We start from the raw sequence: 15,019 nt of genomic DNA, 5'->3' as shown, positions 1-15,019 counted from the left end.
GTCCACCTCCCTTTTTAAATTTTAAAAATTACCGTATGTACAAGACGTTAACGGTTCTTTTCATTCGATTTTCTGGCATGAACAAGGTAAACGATTAAAAAATAGGCAAAAAACGCGGAAAAATAAAAAGTGATGAATTTGTTCATTTCCGTTGTACTCAGCCAGATTGATTCATCGTACATCAAATGTCCAGATGCCGTGATGACAACAGGATGCGTCGCAAGCGTCAGACCGATCAGGACGAATAAACAAACACCAAGATCATTGAGCCAGACTTGGGTGCTGCCTTTTGAATTACGAAACATGTCCTTTTTCTCCTTTTGAAGTCAACATCGTCCAGTCTGGTCGCAGCAACGAAAAAATCCGTCCGTCGTGCGACGAGCCGTCTTGGTAAAGATAACCGCGCAAAATCCCTTCCTTCTCGAACCCGAGTCGTGTCAGCAGTTGAATGGATGCCTCGTTTTCTAAAAACGTCACGGCGCCCATCCGGTGTAATGCCAGTGTCTCAAACGCATATTCCAACACAGCTTGAATCGCTTCTGCTGCATAACCACGCCGCCAGTGCGCAGGATCCAGTTCAAAACCGATCTCCGCCTTTTTGCTGTACAGGCTCAAATGATTCAGACCAAGCGTTCCGATGAACGTCCCGCTGTCACGGATTATAATTCCCCAACGAATGCCTTGTTGCGTGTCATATGTCTGTTTGAAAGACGCGATGATGTTCAAGGCGTCGTGTTGCGCACGCAACGGATTCATTCCGTAAAAGCGGGTCACTTCTTCGTTTGCGAGAATATGAAACAGAGCCGGTGCATGTTCAGGTGTCACTTCCACCAGTGCGAGACGGGATGTTTCTAAAGCGGGAAAAGGCATATTGATTCCTCCAGTTTGGATGTTTTGATTTCGGTTTGAATCTTTCGTCTAACTTGTGTCTTTTCAACACGTCACCGCACATCACACAACGGTTGAAGCACTCCATTGTTGCCGGTGTCGTCCTATACTAAATGTATAGAAGCGCGTGTTTTGTGTAATGAAGGAGTGACTGATCATGGAAGAAGTCAATTTACTCGTTCTTGCCACGCAGTATATGTTTTGGGTCGGATTCGTCGGAATGGCTGCCGGGACACTTTATTTCTTGGTCGAGCGAAACTCGCTTGCACCGGAATACCGCTCCACCGCAACTGTCGCTGCACTCGTCACCTTTGTCGCTGCCATTCATTATTACTTCATGAAGGATGCGGTCGGAACGTCCGGTCTGTTATCAGAAATCGATGGTTTCCCAACGGAAATCCGCTATATCGATTGGCTCGTCACGACGCCGCTGTTACTCGTCAAGTTTCCGTTGTTGCTCGGTCTGAAAGGTCGGCTTGGCCGGTCCTTGTTAACGAAACTGGTCATCGCCGATATCATCATGATTGTCGGAGGCTACATCGGTGAATCCTCAATCAACATCGCCGGTGGGTTCACGCAACTCGGACTGTGGTCGTATCTGATTGGTTGTCTCGCCTGGATTTATATCATCTATCTGCTGTTTACGAACGTCACGAAAGCCGCTGAAAACAAGCCGGCTCCGATTCGCGATGCCCTGTTGAAAATGCGGTTGTTCATCTTGATTGGTTGGGCCATCTATCCGATCGGCTACGCCGTCACGCTGTTTGCGCCGGGCGTTGAAATCCAGCTCGTCCGCGAATTGATTTACAACTTTGCCGATTTGACGAACAAGGTCGGGTTCGGTTTGATTGCCTTCTTCGCCGTCAAAACGATGTCGTCCTTATCGTCGCAAAAAGACAACACGTTAACCTCTTGACGAAAGGTTTGAACCAGTTTCGCCGTCAGGCGGAGCTGGTTTTTTTTGATTTGATTACTTGTGTTCTTCCAAGTGCTTAAACCCATCCAACCGATCATCTGGCGTGCTCGGAAATCCGCTCAATTCGACTGTTCCGTTATCCTCAACCGAATAGGTGTAGGTGGCGTCGGCTTCGTTGGTAAACACGACGTCAATGGTATACGGATTCAGGTGTTTGTATCCTTCTTTCCAGTACGGGACCGTCGTTAACGTAAAGCGTTCAGCCGGATAGGTTTTCTCGAGATGTAACTCGACTTGTTTCGCATTATAGGCAACTTTCTGATCGACGAAATAAGGATGGACGATCAAGTAGACACCGTATGCGACACAGATGAGACCCGCGAGAGTGAACATCATTGCGCGTCCACGTGACTTCAACTTTATTCCGAGCAGAACGATTGGCAACACGATTACAGACAGCATTATCCATTCAATGAGTTCATGTGGTCCCATATCCGTACCCTCCTTTTCATTCTTTCTACACTATTACGGTTCCGCCTTCGAAATACCTGCTTTTTCCAATAAAAAAACAGGCATCCGTTTGGATACCTGTCTCACTCTTTATACTTGAAAACGACTTGATAATCGTTTCAAATCTTCCGCCATCGTCGCCAGTGATTGCGACGCCGATGAGATTTCCTGCATCGAGGCCATCTGTTCTTCCGTCGAAGCCGAGATGTTTTCCGTTCCGGCAGCCGTACTTTCCGTCACCGATTGAATCTCCCGCATGACGGCAGCAATCTGTTCACTGCCGGCAGCCATCTCTTGGACGGCACCGGATACTTCTTCGACTTGATCCGTCACATCCCCAATCGATCGTTCGATTGCTTGGAACGAAGCACTTGCTTCTCCGGCCACTTGAATCCCGTTCGTCATCTGTGCCGTCACTTTCTCCATCGACGTAACGGATTGCTCCGTTTCGCGCTGGATGACTTGAATCAAGCTTTCGATTTGTTTCGCAGCAAGCGCCGATTGCTCAGCGAGCGTCTTGACTTCCGCTGCGACGACTGCAAATCCACGTCCTTGTTCGCCGGCCCGGGCCGCTTCGATGGCAGCGTTAAGCGCCAACAGGTTCGTCTGCGCTGCAATCCCGGTAATTGAATCGGTAATCTGTCCGATTTCCTGCGACCGGTTGCCGAGTCCGACGATGACTTGCCCCAGCTCCGTGAAATCGGTATTGATCCGTTCCATCTGCTGACCGAGTTGGCTGACGACTTGTCCGCCGTGCATGACTTTCCCCATCGCGTCACTCGTCACATCCGTCATTTGTTGTGCGTTGCCGGCGACTTGATTCACACCGGACGTTAAGTCTTGCACCGTCCGTGATGCACCGGAGACTTGGTTCAACTGTTGACCGGCGCCACCGGCGATTTCCTCCATCGTCACGGCGACCATTTCCGTCGCTTTCGTCGTCGCTTCCGCATTGGTACTTAATTCGTCCGACGCCGTCGCTACATGTTTTGACGTGTCCGTCATTTCAATGATGACGTGGTGCAACTGTTCCGTCATCGTGTTGAATGACGTCGTCAATTGACCGAGTTCGTCTTTTGAAACGTAATCACCGCGGACCGTCAAATCACCGTCACCGGACTGTTTCATCCAACCTTGCAGTGAACGGATTGGTTGTGTGATCAGACGCGTGATATAGATGGCGAGACCGGCAAACAACAGCAGGGCAATGATGAAAATCCCAAGCATGATGTAAAGTGCGGTTTGTTTTTCGTGTTGGTTCGACGCATTCAGGTCTTTTGCCTGCTTCGTCATCGACATCATCAGACTTTTCGCGGAGTCCGCGACGTTGTCCCGCGTTTTTTCCAAGCTTTCCGTATAGACGCGGTACGCTTCGTCTTTGTTGTCTTGGACGGCTAAGTCTTGAATCGTGCTCAGACCATTGTCGTACGCGAGAACATTATCTTTTAACGCTTCCACTTGTTCTTCCGATTGTTTTGTCGGTACCGCCGTCCGCTCGAACTTATTGAGTGACGAACGGATTTGTGCTTGCCGCTGATCGATCTGGGCTTGCAGATCTTCGACACGTGCCGGATCTTTCGTCAACATCATCTCGACCAGAAACGAGTCGAGCGCCCGAGTGTCAATCCGGATTTGTGCTACCTCTTGGACTGGTATCAGGTTTTCCTGATACATCGTTTGTGACGCATTCGCCATCTGATTCAGGAAATAAAGTCCGGCACTGGCCAGCAGAATCATCGCAATGATGGCTGTCGCAATCAACAGTTGAATCTTTTTTCGTACACTTACGTTTTTCATCTATGTATCCCTCCCCCTCCTTTATCGGTAATTCGGCTGAACATTTCAGTGTTTTTTGATTTTTTGACACCTCCCCCTTCCGTTAATGTGTTCGGTCGAGGTCTCGCTTACGACAAAAAATGCCGGATTCGATATAATCAGAATCATACAGAAACCAAAGGAGTGAACGCTGTGCAGTCTGTCTCAAACGAAATCACGCAGTTCCGCGGAACGCATTATGAGTTTGGTCGCGAACAGGGACGCTACGTGAAACGAAATGAACTGCTTCATAACCGCGAAGACAACTGGAAGATCCGTGTTCCGCGTTTTCAAGTCGATCCGGCAGAAACAAAAGAGATGTTTCTGCGATACGCCCCGCATATTTGGGACGAGTTACTCGGCTTGCAGGATGAACTGGACTTATCACTCGCCGATACATTGCTCCACTTTGGTCATTACCGGGTCGAAGGACCAAAAAGTGGCTGTTCGATCATGACCGGTGATAATTTCCTCGTCCGCAACTACGATTATCATCCGATGACATACGATGGACGCTTTTCCGTCTTCCAACCGACCGACGGCGGTTCTGCCATCATCGGTCCAGCTTCCCGCGTCACGGGACGAATGGACGGGATGAACGAACATGGTCTTGCGATGGGCTATAATTTCATCAACCGCCGCCGCCCGGGCGATGGTTTCGTCAGCTTCATGATCGGCCGGATCATCCTCGAGATGTGTACGTCCGTCGATGATGCCATCTCGCTCGTCAAGGAGATGCCGCACCGGGGATCGTTCAGTTACGTCGTCCATGACCGGTCGAACCGGTCGTTCGTCATCGAGGCGACGGCACGGGACATCGAAGTCCGGGAGACGAATCTCTGTACGAATCACTTTGATTTGTTGCAACACGAAAACCGGTTCCACCTCGACGACTCGAAACGGCGGATGATGGAGCTGAAGACGCACCAACACATGATTCAAGATGCCGAATCAGCGTTCCGTCTGCTGAACGATTCCGATAAAGGTGTCTTTTCCGATCTTTACAGCCACTGGGCGGGGACGATTCATACGTCAGCCTATTTCCCGTCGGACATGAAAGTCTGGTTTGCTCTAGGTGGCGACCAGCAACCGGTCGAGTTTGACTTTAAGGACTGGCTGGCTGGAAATGACTTTACGCTCTCGCACATCAACGGTGAAATCGAAACGGATATCCAGTTCGCGAATACTCTTCAGACTTGGCGCTGAAGATGCTAAAACCCCTCTGTTGTCCAATTGGAACAGCAGAGGGGTTTGTTTGTCAGTTGACCGTCTTCTCCATATGTAAATCCGTCGTGACGAATCCCGTTGTTTCATAGAGATGAATCGCCCGGGTGTTATGGGCAAAGACATGCAATTTGATTTTTTTGATGTTCATCCGTCGTGCGACCTGCTCGAGCATCTGAATCGCTTGCCGCCCGTACCCTTTACCTTGATGAGCGTCTTCGATTTTAAAATCAAAGATGAATGCCGTCCGCCCCTGTATTTCCTCACTGGCTTGAAACCAGATCATCCCGACCGGTGTCTGTTCCGTCTCCTCGATGATCGAAAACAGATAATGCTGTTTCGTTTGAATCCCGTCCGGCAACAACTCGGCATAGTCTGCCGTCGACCGTTCAACGGCCTCGACCTCCGCCCAGGTTCCTGCCTTGACCTTCTCTGCTGCGTATTCGTCGATTGCTTCCGGTAAATACGCGTCATAGGCTGCTTCCGACATTTTTTCAAATTTGATCATCATTCATCCTCCTTTGTTTCAGTTCGAACGGGTGTCTGTCTGCAGATCGTTCCCGATGAATGCGCTTGACCAATGCCGTGCGAGCATCGCATAGACAGCCAAGTCATGATAGGTACCGTACAGCTGTTCCGCATCGCGTAAGATGCCTTCTTGCTGATAGCCGAGTCGTTCGGGAATCTTTCGGCTCCGCGAGTTGCCGACCGCACATTCGATGACAACACGATTCAGCTGCAACGCCGTGAAGCAATAGTCCGTCAAAAAGGCAATCACCTTCGTCATCAATCCTTTGCCGCGCCCGTTGCCGGTCAGGTAATACCCAATGGAGGTTTGGCGTAACGTCTGATTGATTTCGTGTAAGGCGACGGTCCCGACGAGTTCGCCTTCAAAATAAATCCCGCAGGTCAATCCGTTGCCCTTCGCATAAGCCGTCAACCAGGCTGGAATGATCTCGTCCCGATATCCATCCGGTCCGGTCGTCCCGTCGACCCAGCCGAGCCACTCCCGCAGATGTTCCCGATTGGCGTCGACCAGCGCATAAAGTGCCTCTGCATCTTGACGCTCAATCAACTTCAAACTCAGTTGATCCGTGATGTGGTGCATGAACATTTGTCTTCACTCCTTATGTAACGTCTAAAGCTATACTTTAGACGTTGACCGTTAAAACACCTGCTTGAGAATCTGTTGTTGGCTGGATTGGGACAAATTTTTATGAATGACTTCTTTTGGTTTCGTCGTTAACGCCTGTTCAAGGAAGTTCGCTTGCGACCGTTCCCCGATGACGACAATCTGTTCCCAACCGAGGGAACGATTCAATTTTTCAACCTCTCCCGACAGTTCCCGGTAAAATCGTTCCGCCTGCTTTTCGACCCGATCCCGGAAATCATCCGTCTGACTGCTGCTGGAGGCCCCACTGCGGCTGCTCCGTCCCTGATAACGCCGCCACTGTCCTGTATCAAGATCCAGTTCATAATCGTGTGTCGCGTCGACTTCGCCGAGCCGAACGTCGAGCACAGTCGCGGAATCCAGATTCGTCAGCACAATGCCGGTCCGCGGGAATTGTTGATCGAGCACTTCAAGTTGATTAAGATTCGGTTTTGCGTGATAACTGATTTCATCCGTCACATCGAGTTGCAAAAAATACACTTCATGAAGCGAGTCGTCGCTTGAGACAAAGGCGACGATGCTGCGGAGTAAACTCGTCCGCTCGTTATTGATCGCTTGTTCGAGTTTCGTAAAAGCCGATTCGACATCTTTTTTATTCTCCTGCTCCGTCAAGAGGCGTTTTTTCTCATTCCGTAAAATCGTTTCCCATTGATTCCGCTTATCCGGTGCCGTACTGAGATACACCGACAAGACGTGCGTCGAACCGTCAAAATCCTTTAGCCGTTTGATATCTTCTCCAAGTCCCATGATAATGCCTCCCTTTAGTAAATGAATGACGCTAATATACCGGTGATGAAAACGGATGTAATCGTGACCGTCGAGAAGCCGGCAACGACCATCTTTGGTAAAATTTCATCTTCGATGATCTGGACCTCGTCTTCCGTCTCCCCGATATTTTTAGCCGCTTCTTGACTGAGAATCAATGTACCTGGAAAACCATATAGTGACGTCAAACCGATTGCGATCGCCATCGGGTACGAATAACCGAGGAATTTCCCGGCAAGCATCGCGAACAACACGATCCCGAGTACACCCAAGATGAAGGCGATCAACAGTGGCACAAACAGTTCGACGAGATCCGCAAATGATGTGGTTGCGAGTGGTCCGAAGATGATCAATAGAATCGCGAGCATCATCAAACCGTACGCATCAATTCCGTTCAAGACATTCGGTTTCAAGACACCGGTCGCCCGTAAGGCAATCCCGAGTAATAAGGCGATGACAAACGTATTGAGCCAACCGTTCGTCAAGCCGCTCAGGAACGACGAGACGATGACGACGACACCGACGACAAACAACGTTCCGGCCGTCGTTTGGAACGGCTCCGGCAAAATCGTTTGTTTTTCCGCTGATTCCGCCGGATCAAGGACGGCTTTTTTCGTGATGCTGCCATCCCGGACGCCATCCCGGATCCGTAACGCTTCCTTGCGCAGGATGACCGATGTCAGCGGAAAACCAATCAAGCCTTGCAACGCCGCAATCAAGACCGGAAAGACGGCGACCGAGATCAATCCGGCATTCAACGCTTGTTCCTGAACGATGATGACGGAAATCGTTCCGCCGCTGACCGCGGCAATCGCGCTGAGGACATAGTTCGTATCGAGGAACAGCCGACCGATCGTAAAGAGCAACACACTGATCCCGATCACCGCTGATACCCCGATCAGAAACGTTTTCCACTGCCGTTTAAATTCATCGAGACTGATGAGCGTTCCGAGATGGACGATAATCATCCCGACGACGGTTTGTCCGAGTGGCAGCAAAGAGGACGTCGGTAAGAGATCTTCCGGGAACAGGTTGGTCTTGAATCCGATCAAGAAGATGATGGAGGCAACAAATAAGGAAGATAATAAGGCCTTTGTTTTTTTCGAGATATAATCGCTGACCGTCCAGATGAGCATGATGATCGCAAAGGCAATAATCGGTTGCATACGTATTCCTCCCTTTTAAACGACCGGTTGGTAGTTAAACCCGAGACCATGAACGTCGGCGACATTGTAAACGATGATGAAGGAACCGCGATCAATTTGATGAATCGCCCGGATGACAGTGGCATATTCGGAACGTTTCATGACGACCATCAGCATTTTTTTCTGTTCTCCCGAGTAGCCGCCTTCAACGGTAAAAACGGTCATCCCTCGGTCAAGCGACGTCAGCAGGTAATTGCGGATCTCGTCCGCATGCAACTCACTCGTGACGAAGATCGCTTTTTTCCGTTCAAGCCCGATTTCGATATAGCCCATCACAAACGTCGTGATGACGATCGAGGCGACCGCAAACAAAAATTCTTCCAAACCAAAGACGAAAATGTTAAAGACGACAATCGTCGCATCGGTCAAAAAATAGCCGACGGACGTATTTAACTTAAAGTATTTGTGAAAAATCAACGGTGGAATCGTCGTCCCGCCGCTTGACGCTCCGAACCAATACAGCGTAGCGACACCGATCGCAAACAGCACACTGCCAAAGGCGACCGAGAAGAAGCGGTCGGAGACAATCATCGTTTCCGGAATGATTCCTAGTGCAAGAGGCAACATCAGACTGCCGAGAACGGACTTTAAGAAGACTTCTTTGCCTAAAAACACGAAGGCAAACAATAACATCAACAGATTGAGAACCAAGACGACAATCGAACGGTCAATGCCCAACACTTCCTCCAGCAGAATCCCGATCCCGGTGACTCCACCCGCTGCGACATGATGTGGTCCTAAAAAGAGATTGATGCCGGCAGCGAGGACAAAAATGGCCAGGATAATAAAAACGGTTTCACGAAACAGTTTCATCACCCGGCCCCCTTACGCTGAAGGATCTGGGAAGGACGGCATCTGCCGGACCAGTTCCAAGGCAAAAACGACGGCTTGTTCGAACTCGGTGATTGGAATATATTCTTCGACCGTATGAATCTCTTCATAACCGATCGACACATTGACGACGACTTTGCCTTGTTCATTAAAAACGTTGGCATCCGTGCCACCACCACTCCGTTCAAAGCGGGCAGGACGACCGATGGTTTCCAGACAGTGTTTCGCATGTGCGAGCAACGGATGGTCGTCTTCGAAATGATAACCGGTGATAAGTGGTGTCGCCTTGAAGTCGAGTTTAGCGCCGAATCGTGTCACCTCCTCGTTTAAAATCGTTTCGATTGCTTCGACCTGATCGAGACACTTTTGATGATCAAACGAGCGGACTTCCGCGACGAGCTCGAGGTGTTCCATGACGACATTCATCGCCGTCCCCCCCTTCACCTGACCGATGTTCGCCGTCGTTTCGTGATCGATGCGCCCCAGTCTCATCCGGCTGATTGCTTGGGCCGCGACTTCAATCGCCGAAATCCCTTTTTCCGGCTCAAGTCCGGCATGGGCAGCGCGACCGGTCAAACGGATATCCAAGCGATACATCGACGGGCTCGTCGTGATGATGCCGCCGACCGGTCCGCCGTTATCGAGGACGTAACCAAATTTCGACTGCAGCAACGACATATCGACCGCCTTTGCACCGAGTAACCCGACTTCTTCTCCGGCTGTCAGGATGAATTCAATCGGACCGTGCCGGATCTGCTGTTCCTTTAAACGTTTGACCAACTCCAGCATGATAGCGATTCCAGCCTTATCGTCCGCACCAAGGATCGTCGTCCGGTCGGACTCAATCCGCCCGTCCCGTTCAAGCGGATGAATGCCTTGACCGGGAGACACCGTATCCATATGTGACGAGAAAAAGACCGGTTCGATCGACGTATCTCCGTCAAGCCGGGCAACGAAGTTATTGGCGCCAAGTCCCGTCATTTCTTTCGTCGCATCTTCGTCGATGGTCAGACCAAGCGCCTGAAAACGCCCGATCAAGTCCTGTTGAAACGGACCTTCCGCATAAGATACAGAGTCGATTTGAACCAGTTCCATGAATTCTTGGATCAGTCGTGTCGTTGACATCGGAGTCCCTCCTATTCATTCCGCCCATTTACGATTAGCCGTAAACGCGACGGTGAGCCACTTGGTTTGCGGCAACCACTCAAGTGCCGCGTCGATTTGTTCACGTATCAAATCTTGTTCCAGAATCGAATCGTAGCGGTAGTTTTTGGCCACAATCAGATCAATTTCGATGAAAATCAGACTGCCTGTTTTGGAAATCCGGAGGTACATATCGTCAACTTCGTATTCATCGACGATTTTAGCGACACTCTGTTTGATGTCGATCATCAACCGTTCACTCGTCGACATCCCCAGCATTTCCCGCATCGCTTGAACCATCTCCTTGACCGGATAACGAATCAGAAACAAGACGATCAGCATCAGCATGACCGGATCGACGTACCGAGCGACGTTTTCAAAAGATAACCAAATCGCCATTCCGGCGATTCCGTAACCGGCGACTGCACCGATTCCCATGATGACGGTCAGACGCCACTGTTCGACTTCCGCTGTCGCTAAAATCGAGCGTGCGGACCGATTAAGTTGCTTCAGATGGCGGTATACGATAAGCGCAATCAAGGCACTGATTGTCAGATAGCCGATGACAAATCCCAGTTCGACCGGATCACCACCCGACCGAATCGTGTCGATGGCAGCGACAAATGCGTAAATAAGTAGGAGAAAGACGATGAGATATTGAAAGAAAACAAGAATGGGTTCCAATGATTCTTTGCCAAACGGGAAGTGGACATCATCCTTGACGGTGATGAACCGACCACCTCGAAGCGAAAAAACACTTAAGACGACACTCAGTAAAGCATAAAGTCCGTCAAACAGAACAAAGGAGGAAGAAAGAAGGAATCCGGCAGCAATGCCAAACACTGATAAGAAAAGAGAACTAAAGATGGAATGTTGCAACAAACGGTCTTCGATGACCGGATCTTTTACTTGCGCCAACCGCTTCACCTCCCATGACGGAAGTGGCTTTCAGGTCTGCTGAACGATGACGGCATGACACGTGTCTAAACAACAAATTCAAGTTAGTTTATGATTACCCCATTTTTGAAGCAAATAACAATTAAATGTGAAAAAGCACATATCTTTCAGAATTTTCACGCTATTTCCAGCAGTTTCGGGGAAAGGATACAACATGCCACTTATTTTCGAGGGAGGAGATTGCCTTGTCCGGATTGATTTCCAATCGTTCCTTTCGTATCGGTCTGTTCATCTTGCTTGTACTTGGCATCATCTATATGGCACGACAGGTCGACTTTCTCTTTTATCCGTTACTCGTCCTGTTCACGACGATCTTCACCCCGTTCATCATCGCCGGGATTTTATTTTACCTCTCCGTCGGTTTCGTCGATTCACTCGAACGTCGTCTCCGGTCGCGAAAACTGGCGATTTTTATCGTCTTGCTTTTATTGCTTGTACTCGTCATCGTATTCCTTTTGACGTTATTTCCGCTGATCACGAAACAGCTGTTTGCATTCATCAGTGCCGTACCCGGTTTTGCTGAACGTCTGTACACACAATCCCTGTCGCTTTACGCCAAATACGGGACGTCGATTCCGTCACTCGAGAGCCAGTTTTCATCGGTCGAAAGTTCGATGAAAAGCGCGACCGCACTCCTCGGAAACGTCTTTTCCTCGATTGCCGGTTCCGTGCTTTGGCTGATTCAGTTGATTGCCTCGACCGTTTTCACGTTATTCATCGCACTTTTTTTATACGTCTTCATGTTGGTCGACGGAAAAAAATTACCGAATGCGCTGGTCCAGTTCATCCCGATCAGTTACCGCAAGGAAGCCCTGCTGATTTTAAAAGACATGAACGGGACGATCCGCTCTTACGTCCGGGCGCAACTGATCGTCTGTACATTTGTCGGGAGTCTCGCGACACTCGTCTTGTGGTGGCTCGATGTCCCGTACTTCTTACCGCTTGGTCTGTTCATCTTCGCGACGAATATCATCCCGTACCTCGGACCGTTCCTCGGTGCAGCGCCGGCTGTCCTGATCGGCTTCTTGGATGAACCGATCAAAGGCTTATATGTCATCATCGGCATCACGATCGTTCAGCAACTTGATGCCAATGTCATCTCCCCGCTCGTTCAGGGAAAATCCTTGAAAGTACATCCGATTACGATTACGGTCGTCCTGCTCGTCGCCGGTCAACTGGCGGGAATTCTCGGTATGTTGCTGGCCGTCCCGTTTTACGCTGTCGCGAAGGTCACGGTGCTCAACATCATTAAACTCGCACAACTCCGGAAAATGGCGTTACGGACGGACAAACCAGTTCCGGATCGTGTCCCGGAAGATCCAACCTAACAAGCAAGACAGGATCAGTAATCCGGGCAACAAGATGACACCGCTATGGGTCGCCCACCATGTCGAAAAGCGGTTTAACAGACCATAAGCGCCGAGACGGTTGACGAGAATCGTCCACAGCAACGCATAGATGCCGGTTCCGGCTAACGTCACGAGCACGTAGGGGCGAAACGGATAGGCGAGCAGTCCTGCCATATAATGAATCGGACGACGGACACCCGGTAGGAAAAACGACACGGCAATGGCGACCGTTCCTTTCTCCTGGAGAATCACTTCGGCTTTCGCAAGATGTTTATTGGTCAATAACTTTTGAAAGAAGGGAAGTTCGCGAAAAATACGGGGAATGCCGTAAAACAGATTAAAACACACGAAACAGGCGGACCAGACGGATAAAAAAATCAGGATGAGTGCTTGATCCTGGCGTAACCAGCTGCTGATTTGGCGGATGACCAACAAATCATCCGAAATCGGGATGAACAAGATACTCGAGATGAACCGGATCCATTCCGAAAACATGCTGTCTTCCCTCCCATCGAAATCATTCTTTCTGAAAACGAGGTGTTCGTATTGATGGACTATACCCTAATCTTGCCGGTTTTGCTCTATGTTGTCCTGTTTGCCAACGTCGCTGCGGCAATCGCCATCCTGTTTTTCGAACGGCGTGACGTCAGTGCCACCTGGGCCTGGCTGATGATTCTCTTTTTCTTACCTGTCATCGGCTTTTTGCTTTACTTATTGTTTGGCCGGTCGTTGAAACAGGAGACGTTTTATCACGTACCGGAAGCACGCCGGTTGGCGCGCGAAGAAGAGCTTTCGGTGCAAGCGAACGACGAAGTCCCCCGTGAAGCACCGCTCTACCCGTACCGGAAGTTGATTCAAGCGAACCGCTCGTCAGGAGCCCTGTTGACGGAAGCGACCGATGTCCGGACGCTGTTCGACGGTCATCAAAAATTTGATACGTTGCTCGCTGACATACAGAGCGCCCAAGTCGAAATCAACATTCAATACTTCATTTTAAAGCGCGATCCGCTCGGCGACCGTCTACTGAACGCTTTGTTTGAACAGGCAAAACGCGGCGTCAAAGTCCGGATTCTGTATGACGCCGTCGGCTCGTGGAAACTAAAAGCGAAGGACTTCGCGGCGTTCAAACAAGACGGCGGTGAAGTCCGCTCCTTCTTCTCTTCGCCGCTCGGTATCTTAAACCTGCGGATCAACAACCGAAATCACCGGAAACTCTGTACGATCGACCGGCAAATCGGGTATATCGGCGGCTTTAACGTCGGATCGGAATACCTCGGAGAAGACGAACACTTCGGCTACTGGCGGGATACACACCTCCGTGTCCTCGGTCCCGTCGTCGAAGAACTCGAGTTCCATTTCGAACAGGACTGGGATGCTGCAAGCAACGAGCGGACGGACTGGTCGACCGCCCCGATTCCACCGCTTGAAGTCGCGACGGATCGGATACCGGTTCAGATCGTGACGTCCGGTCCAACGTCGGAAACGGAATATTTGAAAAACATGCTGATTCAGATGATTCATACGGCGGAAAAATCAATCTACATCCAGTCGCCCTACTTTATTCCGGATGCCAGCTTCATGGATGCCTGCCGGATTGCCTTGGCTTCCGGTGTCTCCCTCAAAATCATGATTCCGAACCAGCCGGATCATCCCTTTGTCTACTGGGCGACATATGCGGCAGTCGGCGAATTGATTCAACACGGAGCCGAAGTTTACACGTATGAGATCGGCTTCATGCATGCGAAGACGATTGTCGTCGACGGGAAAATCGCCTCGGTCGGGACGACGAACATCGACGCCCGGAGTTTCCGGTTGAACTTCGAGATGAATGCGATTTTGTACGATGCGACGATTGCGGAAGAACTGGAGCTGCTCTTTTTGTCCGATGTTGCCGACAGTGCCTTGTTGACCCGGGAAAAATATGCTGCCCGTCCGCGGATGATCCGCTTTAAGGAAAGTATCTCGCGGCTGTTGTCGCCGATTTTATAAAACTTGCTCGGTTATGAATTGAAGAACTTCACTTAAAAAGAGACCTTGTGAAAATGGTAAAAATTATGAAATAATACTTTTTGAAATCATTTTAATTCTTGACTATTTAGCAATGAAAAGGAGGATGGATATGGGGATTTTGCTGATTGTGACAGTAGCGTTTTTGCCGATTTTCTATAATATGCATAAACGGTTGCGGATTTTAGAGGTTGAACTACCTCCACCTACGCTTCACTTAGAGGTGAAGGATTCCTGA

General features: G+C 49.9%; 17 protein-coding genes. 5 read left to right on the top strand and 12 right to left on the bottom strand.

Annotated features, from left to right (window positions below; genetic code table 11):
- Positions 1–47 precede the first annotated feature (47 nt).
- Both D3D03_RS03965 and D3D03_RS03960 read right to left on the bottom strand, forming a co-directional pair.
- Complete coding sequence (locus tag D3D03_RS03965; RefSeq protein ID WP_119922842.1) at positions 48–305, bottom strand: hypothetical protein; 258 nt, start codon at positions 303–305, stop codon at positions 48–50.
- On the bottom strand, positions 295–870 hold the full coding sequence (locus tag D3D03_RS03960; protein ID WP_119922841.1) for a GNAT family N-acetyltransferase: 576 nt from the start codon (positions 868–870) through the stop codon (positions 295–297). The genes D3D03_RS03965 and D3D03_RS03960 overlap by 11 nt, the downstream gene beginning before the upstream one ends.
- A 175-nt stretch (positions 871–1,045) precedes the next feature.
- On the opposite strand from D3D03_RS03960, the gene D3D03_RS03955 reads away from it, so the two are divergent.
- A complete protein-coding gene (locus D3D03_RS03955) occupies positions 1,046–1,804 on the top strand; it encodes a bacteriorhodopsin-like (protein ID WP_026833079.1) in 759 nt (252 codons plus the stop codon).
- Positions 1,805–1,858: 54 nt separating this feature from the next.
- On the opposite strand, the gene D3D03_RS03950 is transcribed toward D3D03_RS03955, so the two are convergent.
- Both D3D03_RS03950 and D3D03_RS03945 read right to left on the bottom strand, forming a co-directional pair.
- Positions 1,859–2,296 carry a hypothetical protein gene (locus D3D03_RS03950; protein ID WP_119922840.1) on the bottom strand — a complete coding sequence of 146 codons (438 nt, stop codon included), beginning with the start codon at positions 2,294–2,296 and terminating at the stop codon, positions 1,859–1,861.
- Positions 2,297–2,404: 108 nt separating this feature from the next.
- On the bottom strand, positions 2,405–4,111 hold the full coding sequence (locus D3D03_RS03945; RefSeq protein WP_119922839.1) for a methyl-accepting chemotaxis protein: 1,707 nt from the start codon (positions 4,109–4,111) through the stop codon (positions 2,405–2,407).
- A 171-nt stretch (positions 4,112–4,282) separates the two neighbouring features.
- Between D3D03_RS03945 and D3D03_RS03940 the strand changes: the two genes are divergently transcribed.
- A complete protein-coding gene (locus D3D03_RS03940) occupies positions 4,283–5,335 on the top strand; it encodes a C45 family autoproteolytic acyltransferase/hydrolase (RefSeq protein ID WP_119922838.1) in 1,053 nt (350 codons plus the stop codon).
- Positions 5,336–5,387: 52 nt separating this feature from the next.
- Here D3D03_RS03940 and D3D03_RS03935 read toward each other — a convergent pair whose 3' ends face one another.
- Genes D3D03_RS03935 through D3D03_RS03905 form a run of 7 tightly spaced genes read right to left on the bottom strand, consistent with a single transcriptional unit; the run spans position 5,388 to position 11,386 of the window.
- Positions 5,388–5,861, bottom strand: coding sequence for a GNAT family N-acetyltransferase (locus D3D03_RS03935; RefSeq protein WP_119922837.1), 474 nt, complete (start codon positions 5,859–5,861; stop codon positions 5,388–5,390).
- 18 nt (positions 5,862–5,879) lie between these two features.
- Complete coding sequence (locus D3D03_RS03930) at positions 5,880–6,467, bottom strand: GNAT family N-acetyltransferase (RefSeq protein WP_119922836.1); 588 nt, start codon at positions 6,465–6,467, stop codon at positions 5,880–5,882.
- Between the two features lie 51 nt (positions 6,468–6,518).
- A complete protein-coding gene (locus tag D3D03_RS03925) occupies positions 6,519–7,271 on the bottom strand; it encodes a VLRF1 family aeRF1-type release factor (protein WP_026833087.1) in 753 nt (250 codons plus the stop codon).
- Positions 7,272–7,285: 14 nt separating this feature from the next.
- Positions 7,286–8,455, bottom strand: coding sequence for a hypothetical protein (locus D3D03_RS03920; RefSeq protein ID WP_119922835.1), 1,170 nt, complete (start codon positions 8,453–8,455; stop codon positions 7,286–7,288).
- Positions 8,456–8,470: 15 nt separating this feature from the next.
- Positions 8,471–9,307: a YitT family protein gene (locus D3D03_RS03915; RefSeq protein WP_119922834.1), complete on the bottom strand. Its 837-nt coding sequence runs from the start codon at positions 9,305–9,307 to the stop codon at positions 8,471–8,473.
- A 12-nt stretch (positions 9,308–9,319) separates the two neighbouring features.
- The gene (locus tag D3D03_RS03910; protein ID WP_119922833.1) at positions 9,320–10,450 is read right to left on the bottom strand and encodes a M20/M25/M40 family metallo-hydrolase; all 1,131 of its coding nucleotides are present in this window, start codon (positions 10,448–10,450) and stop codon (positions 9,320–9,322) included.
- A 15-nt stretch (positions 10,451–10,465) separates the two neighbouring features.
- Positions 10,466–11,386 (bottom strand): cation efflux transmembrane domain-containing protein, encoded by a 921-nt coding sequence (locus tag D3D03_RS03905; RefSeq protein WP_158583681.1) that lies wholly within the window; start codon positions 11,384–11,386, stop codon positions 10,466–10,468.
- Positions 11,387–11,610: 224 nt separating this feature from the next.
- On the opposite strand from D3D03_RS03905, the gene D3D03_RS03900 reads away from it, so the two are divergent.
- Positions 11,611–12,753, top strand: a complete 1,143-nt coding sequence (locus D3D03_RS03900; RefSeq protein WP_119922831.1) for an AI-2E family transporter — start codon at positions 11,611–11,613, stop codon at positions 12,751–12,753.
- On the opposite strand, the gene D3D03_RS03895 is transcribed toward D3D03_RS03900, so the two are convergent.
- Complete coding sequence (locus D3D03_RS03895) at positions 12,703–13,269, bottom strand: DedA family protein (protein WP_119922830.1); 567 nt, start codon at positions 13,267–13,269, stop codon at positions 12,703–12,705. The two genes, D3D03_RS03900 and D3D03_RS03895, sit on opposite strands and share 51 nt — an antisense overlap.
- A gap of 54 nt (positions 13,270–13,323) precedes the next feature.
- On the opposite strand from D3D03_RS03895, the gene cls reads away from it, so the two are divergent.
- Together cls and D3D03_RS16960 are read left to right on the top strand one after the other, a co-directional pair.
- Positions 13,324–14,763 (top strand): cardiolipin synthase, encoded by a 1,440-nt coding sequence (cls, locus tag D3D03_RS03890; RefSeq protein ID WP_119922829.1) that lies wholly within the window; start codon positions 13,324–13,326, stop codon positions 14,761–14,763.
- Positions 14,764–14,893: 130 nt separating this feature from the next.
- The gene (locus D3D03_RS16960) at positions 14,894–15,019 is read left to right on the top strand and encodes a hypothetical protein (RefSeq protein ID WP_255415505.1); all 126 of its coding nucleotides are present in this window, start codon (positions 14,894–14,896) and stop codon (positions 15,017–15,019) included.

This window comes from Exiguobacterium sp. RIT452, from assembly GCF_003598705.1.
Lineage (GTDB): Bacteria > Bacillota > Bacilli > Exiguobacteriales > Exiguobacteriaceae > Exiguobacterium_A > Exiguobacterium_A undae.
Note: the sequence above shows the minus strand (reverse complement) of the source record. Positions and strands in the feature narration are given on the sequence as shown.

What these genes read in the sequence shown, in the direction of transcription:
- D3D03_RS03925 (WP_026833087.1), bottom strand. Translation starts at nt 7,271, where the DNA reads ATGGGACTTGGAGAAGATATCAAACGGCTAAAGGATTTTGACGGTTCG.
- D3D03_RS03950 (WP_119922840.1), bottom strand. Translation starts at nt 2,296, where the DNA reads ATGGGACCACATGAACTCATTGAATGGATAATGCTGTCTGTAATCGTG.
- D3D03_RS03935 (WP_119922837.1), bottom strand. Translation starts at nt 5,861, where the DNA reads ATGATCAAATTTGAAAAAATGTCGGAAGCAGCCTATGACGCGTATTTA.
- D3D03_RS03915 (WP_119922834.1), bottom strand. Translation starts at nt 9,307, where the DNA reads ATGAAACTGTTTCGTGAAACCGTTTTTATTATCCTGGCCATTTTTGTC.
- D3D03_RS03895 (WP_119922830.1), bottom strand. Translation starts at nt 13,269, where the DNA reads ATGTTTTCGGAATGGATCCGGTTCATCTCGAGTATCTTGTTCATCCCG.
- D3D03_RS16960 (WP_255415505.1), top strand. Translation starts at nt 14,894, where the DNA reads ATGGGGATTTTGCTGATTGTGACAGTAGCGTTTTTGCCGATTTTCTAT.
- D3D03_RS03965 (WP_119922842.1), bottom strand. Translation starts at nt 305, where the DNA reads ATGTTTCGTAATTCAAAAGGCAGCACCCAAGTCTGGCTCAATGATCTT.
- D3D03_RS03945 (WP_119922839.1), bottom strand. Translation starts at nt 4,111, where the DNA reads ATGAAAAACGTAAGTGTACGAAAAAAGATTCAACTGTTGATTGCGACA.
- D3D03_RS03930 (WP_119922836.1), bottom strand. Translation starts at nt 6,467, where the DNA reads ATGTTCATGCACCACATCACGGATCAACTGAGTTTGAAGTTGATTGAG.
- D3D03_RS03920 (WP_119922835.1), bottom strand. Translation starts at nt 8,455, where the DNA reads ATGCAACCGATTATTGCCTTTGCGATCATCATGCTCATCTGGACGGTC.
- D3D03_RS03960 (WP_119922841.1), bottom strand. Translation starts at nt 870, where the DNA reads ATGCCTTTTCCCGCTTTAGAAACATCCCGTCTCGCACTGGTGGAAGTG.
- D3D03_RS03955 (WP_026833079.1), top strand. Translation starts at nt 1,046, where the DNA reads ATGGAAGAAGTCAATTTACTCGTTCTTGCCACGCAGTATATGTTTTGG.
- D3D03_RS03910 (WP_119922833.1), bottom strand. Translation starts at nt 10,450, where the DNA reads ATGTCAACGACACGACTGATCCAAGAATTCATGGAACTGGTTCAAATC.
- cls (WP_119922829.1), top strand. Translation starts at nt 13,324, where the DNA reads ATGGACTATACCCTAATCTTGCCGGTTTTGCTCTATGTTGTCCTGTTT.